13 protein-coding genes and 1 other RNA gene are annotated in these 15,075 nt (G+C 51.3%); 4 read left to right on the top strand and 10 right to left on the bottom strand.

Annotated features, from left to right (window positions below):
• Window positions 1–85: 85 nt before the first annotated feature.
• Window positions 86–1,348, bottom strand: a complete 1,263-nt coding sequence (locus IPI86_RS13745; RefSeq protein WP_345298582.1) for an MFS transporter — start codon at window positions 1,346–1,348, stop codon at window positions 86–88.
• Window positions 1,349–1,423: 75 nt separating this feature from the next.
• Here IPI86_RS13745 and IPI86_RS13740 point away from each other — a divergent pair, with 75 nt between their 5' ends.
• Window positions 1,424–2,443: a GNAT family N-acetyltransferase gene (locus IPI86_RS13740; protein ID WP_345298581.1), complete on the top strand. Its 1,020-nt coding sequence runs from the start codon at window positions 1,424–1,426 to the stop codon at window positions 2,441–2,443.
• Between the two features lie 34 nt (window positions 2,444–2,477).
• The gene (locus IPI86_RS13735) at window positions 2,478–2,852 is read left to right on the top strand and encodes a phage holin family protein (protein WP_345298580.1); all 375 of its coding nucleotides are present in this window, start codon (window positions 2,478–2,480) and stop codon (window positions 2,850–2,852) included.
• A 74-nt stretch (window positions 2,853–2,926) separates the two neighbouring features.
• Here the strand turns inward: IPI86_RS13735 and IPI86_RS13730 are convergent, their stop codons facing one another.
• From IPI86_RS13730 to IPI86_RS13690, 9 genes are all read right to left on the bottom strand, one after another.
• On the bottom strand, window positions 2,927–4,579 hold the full coding sequence (locus tag IPI86_RS13730) for a hypothetical protein (RefSeq protein WP_345298579.1): 1,653 nt from the start codon (window positions 4,577–4,579) through the stop codon (window positions 2,927–2,929).
• Entirely contained in the window at window positions 4,579–6,081 is a 1,503-nt protein-coding gene (locus IPI86_RS13725; protein ID WP_345298578.1) for a hypothetical protein, read from the bottom strand. The genes IPI86_RS13730 and IPI86_RS13725 overlap by 1 nt, the downstream gene beginning before the upstream one ends.
• 30 nt (window positions 6,082–6,111) lie before the next feature.
• Window positions 6,112–8,169: a hypothetical protein gene (locus tag IPI86_RS13720; protein ID WP_345298577.1), complete on the bottom strand. Its 2,058-nt coding sequence runs from the start codon at window positions 8,167–8,169 to the stop codon at window positions 6,112–6,114.
• Window positions 8,170–8,248: 79 nt separating this feature from the next.
• A complete protein-coding gene (locus IPI86_RS13715; protein ID WP_345298576.1) occupies window positions 8,249–8,425 on the bottom strand; it encodes a hypothetical protein in 177 nt (58 codons plus the stop codon).
• 91 nt (window positions 8,426–8,516) lie between these two features.
• Complete coding sequence (locus IPI86_RS13710; RefSeq protein WP_345298575.1) at window positions 8,517–9,731, bottom strand: AI-2E family transporter; 1,215 nt, start codon at window positions 9,729–9,731, stop codon at window positions 8,517–8,519.
• A gap of 133 nt (window positions 9,732–9,864) precedes the next feature.
• The gene (locus tag IPI86_RS13705) at window positions 9,865–10,455 is read right to left on the bottom strand and encodes an FHA domain-containing protein (protein ID WP_345298574.1); all 591 of its coding nucleotides are present in this window, start codon (window positions 10,453–10,455) and stop codon (window positions 9,865–9,867) included.
• A 138-nt stretch (window positions 10,456–10,593) separates the two neighbouring features.
• Window positions 10,594–11,838 carry an ATP-binding protein gene (locus IPI86_RS13700; protein WP_345298573.1) on the bottom strand — a complete coding sequence of 415 codons (1,245 nt, stop codon included), beginning with the start codon at window positions 11,836–11,838 and terminating at the stop codon, window positions 10,594–10,596.
• Window positions 11,831–12,607, bottom strand: a complete 777-nt coding sequence (locus IPI86_RS13695; RefSeq protein WP_345298572.1) for an NAD-dependent deacylase — start codon at window positions 12,605–12,607, stop codon at window positions 11,831–11,833. The genes IPI86_RS13700 and IPI86_RS13695 overlap by 8 nt, the downstream gene beginning before the upstream one ends.
• Window positions 12,604–13,761, bottom strand: coding sequence for a response regulator (locus tag IPI86_RS13690; protein ID WP_345298571.1), 1,158 nt, complete (start codon window positions 13,759–13,761; stop codon window positions 12,604–12,606). Before IPI86_RS13690 ends, IPI86_RS13695 begins: the two co-directional genes overlap by 4 nt.
• A 123-nt stretch (window positions 13,762–13,884) precedes the next feature.
• Between IPI86_RS13690 and ssrA the strand changes: the two genes are divergently transcribed.
• Both ssrA and IPI86_RS13680 read left to right on the top strand, forming a co-directional pair.
• Window positions 13,885–14,266: a transfer-messenger RNA gene (ssrA, locus tag IPI86_RS13685) on the top strand.
• A gap of 51 nt (window positions 14,267–14,317) precedes the next feature.
• Window positions 14,318–15,049 carry a hypothetical protein gene (locus IPI86_RS13680; protein ID WP_345298570.1) on the top strand — a complete coding sequence of 244 codons (732 nt, stop codon included), beginning with the start codon at window positions 14,318–14,320 and terminating at the stop codon, window positions 15,047–15,049.
• Window positions 15,050–15,075 lie beyond the last annotated feature (26 nt).

Genomic DNA, 15,075 nt, shown 5'->3' with positions numbered 1-15,075 from the left:
TCCGAGATTACTCGGAGGGCTTTTGTATGGGAATTCATTTTAAAAACATTGTCAAGATCCTGGAGGGTTTAATCCAATCGGTCCCTTACCGCACTGCCTCCACCACAACCGCCTTATTCTGCGCGGACCGTCCAGCCAGATACGCCAGAATCGTACCGATCACAAAAAGGGTGATATTCAAAAGGAAGGGCAGATCCTTATCAAGCGTGGAAAGCGTACCAGCGATCCAACCAAAGGGAGATGTAAGCAAAATGATCCCCACAGACAAAATGGATAAAATGCGCGCGCGCTCCTTCGCATCCACGGTCAATACGATCATCTGATCGATCAACGGGCTGACCGCCGCCACACTGCATGCCTCAAGAAAGACACTGAAGATCAGAAAGCCATATCCGCCGCTCGGCGCATTGACCAGCACCACCTGGCTGGCCACATATCCCAGGAAGCCAACCGTCATCGGCAGTTTGAAATGCATCCTGCCGATGACAGGCATCACCGTGAAATAAAAGACCAGCATGATGGCAGACTTTACAAAGGGGAATATCGCCAAATTCTGGGTTGCGATCTGCAATTTCTCGGTCACCAGGATCGACCAAAAACTGCCGTTGATCAATGACGTAATACTCATCACCAGCATGATCCCCGCCGTAAACAGGGTTTGCGGCGCACGCATCAGGTCACGCAAAACACCCTTATATTCACTAAAGACATGCAGCACACTTTGATCCTTCGTTTCCTGCAAGCGGATCTTTCCGTGCGCCGTTTCCTCCGTCCACTGGTAGGTCAGCACAGCCTTCAACGTGAACATCACAGCCGCAAAAACGTACAAACCGCGCATGGTCGGCACGAACGAGAACACCCCGATCAACACACCCGTCAAAGGCGCAATGAAACCGACAAATAAATTGGCGATATAGATCCAGGTGTAGATATCAACAAGTTGGTCCTGATCGGCATCCTCAACCAGCAGGCAGCTCCATGAAGTATGCGAGATCCGCCAGATGCTGTTGATCACCCCTGCGATCAGAAAGTACCAGAAATTTTGCGCCACAGCGGAAATAAGCGCGGGAATACTCCACGACAAAATATCGGAGATCAAAGTTGTGAGTCGGCGCCCGATCTTGTCGGTCACCACGCCGCTGATCAACGCCAGAAAAATCTGAAAGACCCAGCTGATGCTTACGATCAACCCGATCTGTTTTTCAGACATACCGAGCGCGATCATATAGATCGAAACATACGGGGCATACAAATTAAACGGAATCCCCCATAACGGCTCAAAATAAACACAGCCACGCGGGTTTCCGCGCAGGCTTCTCAACGTGGCAAACAAGGAATGATTTTTCAAAGGATGGGCTCCAGTTCACAAAATTCTTGCTGGCGATTATAAGCCCGCCAACGAACAACAAGATATAATATCAAAATGTCCTCCATTACCATTCCCGCGCGCGCAGAGGCTGATGGACATCCCAGCCTGCGCCCTCTCAATATCCTGCGAGACCTTCCCGCAGTGGCCGACCTGATCGAAACATGCTTCTCCAGCACAATGGATAACGAAGGCCGCCGTTACGTGCAGGATATGCGCCGTGCTGGTAAAGACAACTCCTTCATCAAATGGGCCAACCGCGCCATCGAAACCACGTCCCTGCCGTTGAGCGGCTATGTTTGGGAGGAAAGCGGAAAAGTTGTTGGCAACGCCAGCCTTGTCCCATTCAAGCACAATAAACAACGCATTTACCTCATCGCAAACGTCGCTGTCCATCCCGATTTTCGCCGCCGCGGTATCGCCCGTGCCCTCACCCAGCGCGCCCTGCAGCACGCCCGCGAAAAGGACGTCAAAAACATCTGGCTCCATGTCCGCGATGACAACCCCGGCGCGATCGAACTCTACGCCCAACTGGGATTTGCAGAACGCGCGCGGCGCACCTCATGGCTGGCCAGCACCGATTCTCATGCGACTCCCCTGCAAACGAACTTCAACATCACAAAGAGGAATCCCCGCGACTGGCAGACTCAACGCGACTGGCTTGCACGCCTCTATCCCGACCTGTTGGCCTGGCACCGCAATTGGTCATTCTCTCCCCTTCGGCCGGGTCTTTGGAATTGGCTTTATCTCATGTTCATAGACATGAATGTTCGTCAATGGGCGGCAATGAAAAAAGACCCCTCTTCTTCAGAATCCCCGCAATATCAACCTGCTGAAACCCTCGAAGCCACACTCGCCTGGATGCCCCAAGGCCACGGTGAAGCCCTTTTCGCGGCGATCGGCGAAAGGTCCGACCCCGATGCGTTGACCGCCCTACTGCTCGAAGCAAGGCGCGAGCTTTATTATTCCCATCCAAACATCATCCTCGAATTTCCATCCAGTGAATTCGACAATGCCATTCAGGCCGCGGGTTTCAAACCCCAGCGCACCCTGATCTGGATGCAGGCAACCTTGTAACTCGTTTTGCGTATTTACAAACAAAGGAGTTCAAATGACTAAATTCTTTTTTCGCTGGGCGATCAACGCGGTCGCTTTGTATGTTGCAGTACTGGTCGTGCCGGGCATCGACCTTCGCGGCTCATGGACAGACGTCCTGTGGCTTGCGCTCATCATCGGCTTGCTGAACGCGCTGGTGCGGCCATTGTTGAAGTTCCTCACCTGCCCGCTCATCATCCTCACTTTGGGCCTGTTCACCATCGTCATTAATACGATCATGCTTCTGCTCACCAGCAGGATCGCGCAAGGCTTTGGCATCGGCCTCAGCGTAGACGGTTTCTGGACCGCCGTGCTCGGCAGTCTGGTCATCAGCATCGTCAGCATCGTGATGAGTGTCATCTTCCGCGATGAATTGAAGGGAAAGTCGTAAAAAAGAGAAAAGAAGAAAGAGGTTTGGCGCAAATGCCAAACCTCTTTTTGATTCCAGCCCGAAGTGCGACGTACTCATTTAATATGCAGCGCCGACGTGCTCAGCATCGTCAGAATCAAACGGGAATTATTCACAAGCATCAACGCGATGAAAACCAGCATTACGACCTGAAACCAACGCCTGCCTGCAAACTCTCTCCACCCCAACGAGAGGAAAAGGACAATTGCATACGTCCAGTTCGTGGCGTAGAGAAAAAGCTCCTTGCCAAATTTCTGATGAAGCACAAAACTAAACAGGGTGATAAAAATAAAAGCATAGGCAAAACGATTATCCTGCTTTTTGATGTTCTTCACAAAACCAAATCCGCCCAGCGCCGCCAGCGCCAGCCAAAAGACCACCATCGCCGTGCCGAATTGCGTTTCATATTCACTGCCGCGCATCGGGTTGGCTTCCTGCGGATATAACTTGCGGCTGACTTCAACGATCCACACCTTTAAAAATGGCAGTTCCCGTTTCAAGATCAACGGGTCTGGTGCGATGATGCTGTTCAAAAACATCACCCGCCCGATCGCCACCGCGCGGCCTGGGTTGAGATCAAAGGTGTTGCGCCCCTCCGTGCCATAAGAGGAAGGGTCAAAAAAGTAAGGCTGTGAATCAGGATAGACCACATTATTAAGCAAGGTCAACGGGAAAGCCAATGCCCCAACAATCAAGCCGTACTTGATCCACTGCTTAAGATCACGCCTCACGAAAACAAGAGCAATTGTCGGTTGGATGATGTTCGAGAGCGTGATGCCAAATGAAATCAGCCCCGTGATGATCAATGTAAATAGAGGCGCATCCTTCAACAGCAGAATGATCGAAAGCATCGCCACAGCCGCAATAAAAATATAGGTCTCGATCAGGAAGCCAAAGATCAAATGTCCCGCCGTGCCGCCGAGCAGCGCCGCGATCAAAACCGCATACAGCGAGTTGCCCGTCATCTTCTTCACGAAATACCACGCCATGAATACACACGACGCGCCTGCCAAAGGCATCAGCAGCAATCCCGCCGAAAGCCGATCACCTTTCAGGAAAAGCGAAACCAAAAACACAAGCGGACGAATCACCAGCAACACAAACGGATGCAGCGAACGCCAGTAATAATCCTCATACGCATCCGTCGTGAAGCGCGTGCGCCACAGCCAGCCATCCGAGTCGAAGAAAATATCGTCCGTATCGAAAACGGGCTGGTTGAAGATGAACGAGAAAATAAAATAAACAGCGAAGAAAAAAGAAGCAACCAGCACACCCGCAGCAATCGAATCGACAAAGGCAGAAAAACGCGATTGACCCGTGTATTGCCCAGCCAATGCCAAAAGCGGAATGACCAGCACACCAGCGACGATAAACGGGAAAGTCTGATCCTGTTCGAGGAGGACGAACTTCGCATCGAACAAACTCGGGAATTGGTTCGCCATCTGAAGCATTCCCGCCGCGAAAACAGTCAGCACCGTAAACAGCATCAATGCAAGAAGAAAGTCACCCTTGTTGGAGGCATACAACCGCTCTGCCTTCCCCAGCAAACGCTCGATCAACAAGCCGAGCAGGGTCTGCGCCAAAACCGCAAGGACCAGAATCCCAACAAAGGACGGATAATAATTGCCGAGAAATCCGACCACAAAATACGAAGCGATAACAGACAGCATCCACGCAAAGAACATGCGATGATTAAGCAACTGGAACATCAGGCACCTTTGTCAAAAAACAATGTGATGGTTTTAAATATAAACTGAAAGAACTGGAACTGATTATAAGCAAGCAAAATGAGAAAGACCGTCATGCCGCCCTGAAAGAAGCGGTTTTTTGCCAGCGGCGCAAGTGAAAGCGCCACGAAGAAGATCAACGCATACGTCCAATCGGGAGAGTATAGAAAAGGCTCATAACCATAATTGAAATGCAGAACGAAATTGAACAAAACGCACAAAACGAATGCGATAGAAAGGTCAACTTTGCGGGTGCGTACCAGGTTTTTCAGAAAGAAAAACCCCGCAGTCAAAAGCACGATCCCCCAGAGCAAGACGAGCACATTCCCAACCCCATTGTATGAGCTAAAGGAAAATGTTTCGGGTGATATTTTGAAAAAATTGAAACGGGGAAACGTCCCACCCACTTCTTCTCCAAACACATATGGCCGCGGAGCAATGACTGCATACAAAAACACTGTGCGCACCAGCAAAAGCGCGCGCCCGATCACCTTCCACGATGGTTCCTGCAAAACGGAGAAAGCAAATTCCTCCTCCGCCTGCGCATCGGAGGGGAGGAAAAATAACTTACTCGAAGGAAACCAGGCGGCGTGGATGATGCTAAGCAAAATACCCAGCGCGAGGGTAAAGGCTGTGAAGCGAAATACTTGCGTGAAAGAGACCCTAAAGGTCTTAAAGGCCTTTAGGGTTTGAGAGACCACGAACAGAATAAAGTTCTGAACGAAGTTCGTGAGCGTAATACCAAAGGTCAACACGCTCATCCCCACAGGCGCAAGCAGGGAATCAGATTTTTTTTGAAGGACGAGGGCAAACCCGATCAACGCGGCGGCGGAGAATATATAAGTCTCGATGACTGAGCCAAAGAAGATGTGCGCCGTACTCAACCCCAGCAGAGAAGCGATCAACAAGGCATACACCGAATTCTGAAATTGACGTTTAATGAACAGCCATGCCAGAAAGACACATAATGCGCCTGTAAAAGTATTCAGCAGAATTGCAGAGAGCGCCGAGTCGTTCGTAAAAAGATTCAACAACCAGCCAAGCGGACGAAAAACAAAATAAGCAAATGGATGTGGTCCGCGCATTTCGAGGGAGGAACCTTCGGGAGCGGAGATGCGCGTCATCCATGAGGAGTTATCGGCGTCGAGGAAGTTGTCTGTGGTGTCCACGCTCAGGTTGTTGAGCCGCAAACCGATGAAGGTGTACACGGCGAAAAAGAGCAGAGCAAGGACAAGGCCAGGCACATATTCGCGCACGTCAAACTGGAATGCGGACTTCAGTCCGCCACTTTGCTGCCACTCGCGGACTGAAATCCGCGCTCCAATATCCCAGAGCAGCCACCCCAACGCAGCCGCTAAAAGCCCAATCAGTAAAACCTGATCTGTTAAAGAACGGGCCGATAAATTGAGGAAGAAAAAGTTAAACGCAAAGGAAACTGCCAGCGCAGTCAAAGTAGTGAGGAAAAGCCTGAGGGGCTGATTCATTTTGTTGAACGGAATCAGGCGCGAGGTCCGCTAGGAAGCGGCGAGGTAGGGAGCAAGTCCACGCAGGATGATGAAGATAAACCAGGCGTTGTTGATCATCAATGTCACCGCAAAAATAGTCAGCACAGATTCAAACCAACGACGGCCTGCGAGGTCAACATACGCCAGCGCGATGAAGAAGATCAAAAGGTAGGTCCAATATGGCGAGTAGAGAAATAACTCGGTTCCGTAATTCATGTGCAGGAAGTAGGTGAAAGCGATACTGCCCAGCAAACCCAGCATGAGCGGAACATGCGGCGAACTGCGAATATTTTTGAAAAAGAGAAAAATCGCACCCGCAAACAGCGTCAGCCAGAGTGCAACAGGCACATACGCCGCACCGTTGTACCATGCATAAACATGTTCATGATAATCGTGTGTCTTGAAATCGATGAGCGGGTCGGTGGTCTTGCGGGTGAAATCTTCAATGGGCGTGGGCGCAACGACGCCGTGGAAAAAGATGGCGCGCCCGACTACACCGAATTTTTCGATCACACGATCCATCGGGCCGACATAAATGGGTTTGGAAAAACGGCCCTCGAAGGCAAGGTCGGCGGGAACCCAGAAGAAAGTTTGATTGCCCGGGTACAGCACGCTGACAAAAGCGGTCAATGCAATGCTGATGGTGAGGACGATCACGCCGTAATAGACGAGTTTCCAAAAACCAAATTTCTTAAAGAAGAGCGCGATCATGCTTTGCGCGATGTTGGTAACAGTAATGCCAAAGACTAGAATGCCTGCAGGCACCAGCACAGAGAATCGTTTTTCATCGGCCTGCACAAGGACGAAGAACAGGATCAACGATGTCATGCCAAAGACATACGTTTCGGTGAGTGAGCCAAAGAGCATGTGCGCGGCGGTCACGCCGAGAATGATCGCAAAGACAAAGGCGTACGAATCCTTTTGCGTGGCCCGTTTCGCAAAGAGCCAGGCCATAAAAATGCAAAGCCCATTCATGGCGGCGACCGCGATGATCGGCCCAAGGAACCATTTGTCGGCGGTGAACAATTGAATCAAACCGACAAAGGGGCGCAGGGTGATCAACACAAGCGGATGCACGGCGCGATTTACATCATGGCCTTCGGGAAAACCAAGGATGGACATCCACGGGCCTGCATCGGCTTCAAAAACAATGCTGTTGATGCTGAAAGTGGGATGATTCAAAGCGCGGGCGATAATAAGATTGATCCCGAAAAACAACGAAGCCGCATAAATCCCAGGAAGGTTTTCCTTGATGAACGCAAAAGTTTTGGTCTGCTTGAACGCGGCGTAATATCCGCGCGCTTCGAATTGCTCCAGCAATGGCAGTCCCCACGCGCCCGCAACTACTGCGCTGGAAATGAACATACCAAACCGCGCAACAGGGATTTGAATGTACGCCAGCGAAAACATCGACGGAAATTGCAGTGACAGATAAAGGATCGCGGCAAGAAAAACAGGCAGCGAAATGACGAGAAACAAACTAAGCGGGTTGCTCAAAAATCCATTGCGGAGGGAATGGGATGCGCGGCGAACGAGATAATATCCGATAAGGCTGCCAACGATCGTAATGAGGATGGAAAAAACGATCACATCGAACCGATAACTGAATACGCCGCCCATGAAACCGATCACCCCGTAGGAGATGACCAAATTCAATGCGAAGCCGAGGAAGTAATGTGTCATCGAATGAGTGGAGCGCATCCGCTCAAGAGCGGGGGCGGCGGGAAGCATGAGGATGAATAAGGCGAGCGCCAGCGAAATCATGCCGAGGTAGTATGTCCTTGAAACAAGCGCAGGCAGGACGACGGCTGCAGACCCCAGCAGGGCGAAAACACCAAACCCGATTAGGGTTGAAAGCTGCCTTTGCAGGAGCCACGGCCAGAATTTGGGAAACGATTCGTAGAGAAGGTATCCGATGGCGAGCGTGGGCACGGTGACAAGAAAAATACGATCGGATATGTTTTCGTAACCGGAGTAATTAAAAAAGATCACAGCCGAAGAAAAGCTGACGATAAGTGCGATCAAAAAGCTGCCCCCCACTCGAAGCAGGAATTGCAAAAATTTCATTCAATGGCTCCAAAAAGTGTAGTGACGACTTCAGTCATACGGTAAACGACGACTGAAGTCGTCACTACATAGAGAGATTTTATTTCAAAGAGCGGACGAGTTCGAGGAATTCGGTCCATTCTTCTTCGAAGAAATGCACGGTGACGTTGTTCAATTCAACATGGTAGGTCACTTCGCCATCGGGTTCTTCGGCACGCCAGGCGATGAAGTTCTCGGTCTCGGCGATGGTCTCGGTCTTGGGTTCATTGTTACTCATGGAAATTCTCCTTGGGTTTACGATATGAATTTTGATTGAATATACCAGTTAGCAAGGGCATGCACCCTGCTTTCGAATGTGAAGGGGCGAATCACTTTCCTTTGTTGCGATTCAGATTGAAGCTACGAAAGAAGCGGCGGATCGAGACGAAGAATCTCGAGCCGGGCGGAGGGGCCGGTTGAGTCGGTTCCTCTTCGGGCCAGGGGTCCAAGTCCAGCATTTTTCGCATGACGTACTTCCATAAAAGGGTTGCGGTGGCGAGAATGGGCGCAGCCACTACCACGCCCAGCAGACCAAAAAGATTCGCCGCCACAATGGCCGCCACAAGAACCGCAGCCGGGTGTACTTTAAGCGCATCGGAAAGGATGCGCGGTGTAACCATGTTGTCGAAGATCTGGTCGATGACAATTGCAACGACGAGAATAAGGAGGGTGTAATAGAAGGGTGAAAGGCCAAACAGTTTGAATACTTGAAAATATGAAACCAGCACAAGCACAGTCCAGTTCACGGCGGGGCCGACATAGGGAACGAAACGGGCAAGCCCGGCCATAAATGCGAGGCTGAGAGCATAGTGTACGCCGAGCACGCCCAGCACAACCGCATATACAATGATTGCAATGAAGAAAATGATGATCTGTCCGCGCAGGAACGCGTTCCAGGTGCGCCCGAGTTCACGGGAGAGACGTTCAAAATCCTGAGTGTAGCCCGGGATATCCACGGCGATCATTCGGTTGCGCAGGCCGCCGCTTTCTGCCAGCACAAAATATGAAACGAGAATGACGAACAATGTCCAGCCAAGGAAGTTGGCGGCACTGCCCGCGAGGGAACTAACCAGTGTGCCGGTCTGACTCAGCAACGGCTGCACCATGCCAAGTACCTGGTTGGTGATGGCATTTAGATCCAGTGACGAGAAATCCAGTTTAAAGGGACCAAATTGATAGGTCTGGCCCGAGACTGTGGAGATCAGTTGCGGCAGGCTTTTAATCGCATTTTGCACAACTCCCACCAGGCTCTGTACCTGCTGTACAAGCCCCACGCCGCCCCATGTGAGCAAACCAAGCAAAAGAATGATGGACACAAGATAGATCAAACCAACCGATGCACCCCAGGAAAGGTGAAGTCTGCGCTGGAGAAGAGATGCGAGCGGATGAAACAGGTAAGCCAGCACAAGAGCGATCAACAGCGGCGTGAGAATGAACTGGAATTCAACCAGCAGGGCACCCACAATCACGACAATGGTCAGCGCGATAACGAGCTTTGTATTTGTACCCCAGGTTGGGGAGGTTGGGATCTGTTGTTGGGTCATAAATATCGTTCCATTTCAATGGGTGCCGTTTGCAAGCGATAAAATTGTCAAATTGATTTTATCAAAAAAAGTGATTTTACAACATTAAACAAAAAAACCCGCGAGTCTGGCCCGCGGGTCTGAGTGTATTAGTTCAACAACCTGTAAGGAAGGGGAAAAATACGCACCAGCGATAGGTTGCGTCTATCCAAAAAAGCAGGCTGGCGCAAAAACAAACGAAAATGAGGACACCACCGCCGATAAAGATGGGCATCATATTGGTCTTTTTGACAGTCGGAGGGCCAGAGTAGGCAGGGGCAGGAGTGTATATTGGGGTTACAACCGGGGCGGGTGAAGGAGCCTGTTGCTGGGCTGCCGGGTATACAGGAGGGGGCTCCACGCGCGCGGATTTTCGAGATGTGGCAATGGTGGCGCCGGTATCCATGTTGATGGCATCGTACATCAATACGATCTGCTCACCAAGCGAAACCACATCCCCGGGTTTGAGGACGACAGGCCCAGCCAAGCGCTGCCCGTTGACGAATGTCCCATTGGTGGAACCAAGGTCTTCAAGCACGTACTTCCCGCCCTGGAAAGAAAGACGGGAGTGCTTACGGGATATTTCGGCGTCATTGATTGTGATGCTGTTGGAAGCGTCGCGCCCAATAATGAGCTGGTCCCCCTCAAGAGGGAAGGTCACGCCGGGCGTCGGGCCTGACCGCATAACAAATTGGAACTGAGCCATCTTCTTCCTCCGAAGAAAAAAATACTATCGTTACCCACACTTTACCAAATCTTTTGGAAATTGCGGGAGAATATCACGATTTTGTTTCGACGAATTATACGATACTTCACAACGGGTATCGCGGAAAAAATCAAATTGCTATTTTTTTATTATCTTCTTGGGTTCCACGGGATCATCCACGCGGGGTTGGGTCTTGGTGCCAGAGCGCGGCATGAATATCGAGAAAACCGTCCCGACGCCGATCTTGCTTTTTACTTCAATACGCCCGCCATGCCCATGAATGATCTGCTTGCAAATCGAAAGCCCCAACCCGGTGCCGGCAATGCGCGACTCATGTTCGCGTACACGGAAAAATTTCTCGAACAGGTGCGGCAGGGATTCATCGGGAATGCCCAAGCCGGTATCCTGTACATAAATGACAAGTTCCTTCTCGGTCACTTCAGCGCGCAACATGACGGTGCCATTCGGGCGATTGTATTTGATGGCGTTACTCAACAGATTCAAAAGCACCTGCTTTATTTTTTCGCGGTCCGCTTCGAGCAGGGGCAGGCCTTCGGGCGATTCCACACGAATCTGGATGTTGTCTTCAATGGCCTTGGAAGACATGACGTCCTTACATTCATAAATCAGGTCGGCAACGCTGAAGGTCGTCTTGCGGAATTGCACACGGCCTGATTCAAGCCTGGCCAGGTCAAGAAAGGACGAAGCCAGCGCGTTCAAACGCATGGTCTCGCTATGGATATTATTGATGATCTGGTCACGCTGTTCCTGTGACATTTCCGGGCGCAGAAGCAGATAGGTTGCAGTGCTTAAGGAGGAAAGCGGGGTGCGTAATTCATGCACGAATTCCGAGATCAAGTCAGATTGCTGGAACAGGCGCGCATTTTCAATAGCGACAGCAGCCTGAGCGCCCAGCACCAACAGCATGGATTCATCTGAGTCGGTGAACTTGCCCTTGTGCTTGTTCAAGGCTTCCAACACCCCCACGATCTTGTTCTTGGTCACAAGCGGAATGCCAAGGAGCGAATCCGTGGAGAAGCCAGTCGTCGCCTCCACGTCGGAGTAAAAACGCGGGTCTTCATGCGCATTCGTAATGCGGACAGGTCGTCGGTTGTTTACGATCCACCCGGCGATGCTCCCCTCCAGCGGCACAACGATGCCGCGGCGGGTGGATTCATCCAAATTGGTGGACACCTGAAAATATAACTGCCGCGAGGTATCGTCATATAGCAGGATGGAAGCTGCTTCAGCACCGCTGATCTCAGCCGCAGCATGTACGATTCGCGAAAGCAAAATATCCAGGTCCAGGGTGGAGGCGAGGTCCCGCGCAATATCGATAAGACGGCGGTAACTATCCAGACGTTCGGTTTTTATTTCAGCCATTTAGCACTCTCTCTACAATTGCAGGAATGGTCACTGCCGCATCTTCCACGATCACCGCATCCGCGCGCACATTTAAATATGTCTGCGCATTGTTGACAATGATGAGGTGCGCACCGCGGTCAAGCGCCTGCATCGGCAGGCCTGCCACCGGTAAAACCTCAAGGGATGAACCGATCACCAGCATCAAGTCACACTGACGGGCGGCCCGCTGTGCCTTGAACCATGCCGATTGCGGCAACTGCTCTCCAAAAAGGATCACATCCGGCTTGAGCACCTGGTTGCATTTTGGGCACAGGGGGATTTCTCCGCTTTCCACAAATACAGCCAGATAATGCACAGCGTCCACTTGATGATAACACTGGGTGCACGTTAAAGTTTGCATCGTACCGTGCATTTCGATCACAACCTTCGAACCCGCCTTTTGATGCAGGGTATCAATATTCTGGGTAATGATGGCGTCGATCCGCCCAGCTTTTTCAAGCCGTGCCAGCGCCCAATGTGCAAGGTTTGGTTTGGCATTGAAAATCTGACTTGCCAGCGGACGGAACCAATGAAAAAAACGCTCTGGAGCGGTGCGAAAAGTACTGAGCGAAGCGACTTCCAACGGTTCATCCTTCGCCCATAAACCTGTTCCCGTTGAACGGAAATCGGGAATCCCTGAAGGAGTGGAAAGACCCGCTCCCGTCAACACAACGGCATGTTTCGATTGGCGGAATAAGTCCGCAGCGAACTCAATCGCAGCCTGTGTCTGATGGGAAAAGGATGTCATCGCGCCTTTTCACGCTCAAGGACTGCATCTGCTAGTTTCAGGAATTGCTGAGAAGTCATATTTGTCGGCTGACCCACCACAACCGGTGTTTGCAAACGGGTCGCCTGTAAAAACGCCTCAGGGGCGGGTGTCAACGTAGCCGCGACGGAATGCCCGAGTTGTTCCTGTACCTGGTTCAACTGCATTTGCGCTTCCGTACGCATGCGATTATTCAATACAACATTGATGGTCTTGCGGTCGATCTTCAGATTGACGATCTCATCGATCAACAAACGGGTATGTTGAATGGAACCGGGTACGCCTTCCACAACAATAATCCGTTCCGTGCACATCGGCAATAACTTCTGCACATAGACGGGCAAACCATTCCCCATATCCAGGATCACGAAGCGGCCCAGCGTTGAAAGTTGAGCCACGATCGCCTCATAATTCGGGACCTTTGAATTCAAAGTCACATCACGTGGGTTTTCAGAGGCAAGCATGAGCTTCAACCCGGAGTTATGCGAGACAAGGAGCGATTTCACTTTCTCGCGTGTAACCTCTGCAGTGGTGCCTTCCAAAAGTTCGGTCAATCCCTTTTGGTTCGGTGCGCCAAGATCCATGCCAAGTGTGCCCTGTCCCGGCGTAAACTCGGCAAGGATTACATCCGCTTGGGTGCGGTTGTAAAGCCCCGCCGCCAGGTTGGCCGCCACCGATGAAACTCCCAACCCGCCACGCGCGGAAAGTACACCGACCACATAACCGACATGTTCCTTCGAAGAAGTGACGATCTCAGTCACATCTTTTTGCCGCGCAAGCAAAACCTTTACATGCGCCTGCAATTCAGTGGGATGGGTCGGCTTGGTCAGGTAATCGTCCGCGCCAACTTCGAAGCCGATGACCTTGTCATCCAGCTGTGTCTTGGCGGTAAACATCAGGATCGGGATACTCACAGTTACCGGATTTTTCCTCAAACGCCGTGTAACCTCATAGCCATCCATATCCGGCATCATCACGTCCAGCAAAATCAGATTCGGTCGTTCCTCCAAGGCTTTTGCAAGTCCCTGGGTTCCGTTCGAAGCCGCACTGATCTCATAGCCCTGTCTCTGCAACATAAGCCCGACAAGCCTGAGGGTGTCCACGTCATCATCAATGATCAATATTTTTTCAGCCATTTTTCGCCTCTGATACCTAAATACAGTCTAGCATACCCAATTATAACGGACAAGTCACCAGATTACGCATCGAACCCATGCTATAATAAACAAGCACAAGGGATAATAACCCTGTGCCTTTTCGGGGATGATCGGCTTCGACGGGAGAGGCTGGTTCCGGAATGCGAGCCGAGCGCGCGCCGAACTCGTAAACTCAGCGCAAAATTTAAGTGCCAATCGCACTTCATACGCTGCTATGCCCCTCGCCGCTTAAGGTGAGACATAACAGTCAATCTCCTAGATGAGATTGCGTCCGCCGTCACCGCTCCCCGCCGGGTGACGGACCGGGCGAAACAAAGGCGGGGTGCTGCGTATGACTCTGCTAAATGCGCCCAAGACTAGCAGATGGTCACAGGGTTACCTGCCCGCCGAGATCCCTGTGATGACTAAATTCGGCAGGCTACGCTCGTAGAGTTCCGAGGGTCGAATCTTTCGGACCCGGGTTCAATTCCCGGCATCTCCACACCTGTTCGACCAGCAGTATACTGCTGGTCGAATTGTATTAAAACGGAGCAATATGAAAAAATATCTTATTTTTGGATGTCTCATCTTCACCATCGCCTGCCAGGCAGCAACTCCCGCCCCTGTGGAATCAGTTACGCCAATCCCAGCGACTCAAACCCCGCCCCCGCCTGCCACACCAACCCAAACATTCACCCCCGCCCCAACATTGACCTCAACACCGGTACCCATGTATTTCAGTGAAGAATACAGCACCGATATGAGTGCATGGTCATCCTTTCAAACAGGCGGCAAACTCAGCCCCACCCTTGAAATCGTGGATGACAGGCTGCGTATCGATCTTTTTTCACCAAACACCTGGTATTACGCCATTCACAACTCCCATGAGTATCAGGATGTATTCGTGTCAGCTAAATATAGCGGCACCCCTTCAGGTTCGGCGGGCCTCATCTGCCGCTACAGCGAAAACGGATGGTTCGAGTACAACATCAACAGTGACGGGTCGTACAGCGTCCTGCTTGGTCAATGGATCGGGGAAGGCATCGCCACCTACACCCCGATCATCAACTCCACTGTAGAGTACATCACCCCGGGAATGGATTACGAGATCGGCCTGACGTGTCAGGGAACCGTTTTGCTCCTCCACGTGAACGGCAAGATGTATCGAAAAATCGATGTCGCGCGCTACGAGTTGACCAGCGGCAAGGTTGGCATTTCGGCTGCCTCCTTCGAGGAAGCCCCTGCCATTCTCATGTTTGACTGGTTCAAAGTGAACCAGCCCGAATAAAAACCAGACCTGCCAATGAAATTTCT

It is taken from the genome of Candidatus Villigracilis affinis (assembly GCF_016705895.1).
GTDB classification, from domain to species: domain Bacteria; phylum Chloroflexota; class Anaerolineae; order Anaerolineales; family Villigracilaceae; genus Villigracilis; species Villigracilis affinis.
Note: the sequence above shows the minus strand (reverse complement) of the source record. Positions and strands in the feature narration are given on the sequence as shown.